Below are 251 nucleotides of genomic sequence, written 5' to 3' on the forward strand. Positions count from 1 at the left end.
CACACGAGCAGTGCGACGAGCACGGTCAGGCTGACAGGCGCGGCGGCGTACGACGCGATCGGGTTGATGGTGAGCACGACGACGAGGAAGATAATCGACAGGCTCGCGAGCAGGATGCTCAGGGCGATCTCGTTTGCCGTCTTCTGCCTGGCGGCACCCGCGACAGGGGCGATGATGCGGGCGACGACGGACTGCCCGGGATATCACACTGATCGGCATCTCCGAGCCCACGCGAACGGTGGAAACACCAT

1 pseudogene is annotated in these 251 nt (G+C 64.5%); it reads right to left on the reverse strand.

Annotation, left to right across the window (positions count from 1 at the left end):
- Positions 1–185: pseudogene (locus tag AMS65_RS20230) on the reverse strand (hypothetical protein); the annotation flags it as partial.
- Between the last annotated feature and the right edge of the window lie 66 nt (positions 186–251).

The sequence above is a fragment of the Leucobacter celer subsp. astrifaciens genome (assembly GCF_001273835.1).
Classification (GTDB): domain Bacteria; phylum Actinomycetota; class Actinomycetes; order Actinomycetales; family Microbacteriaceae; genus Leucobacter; species Leucobacter celer.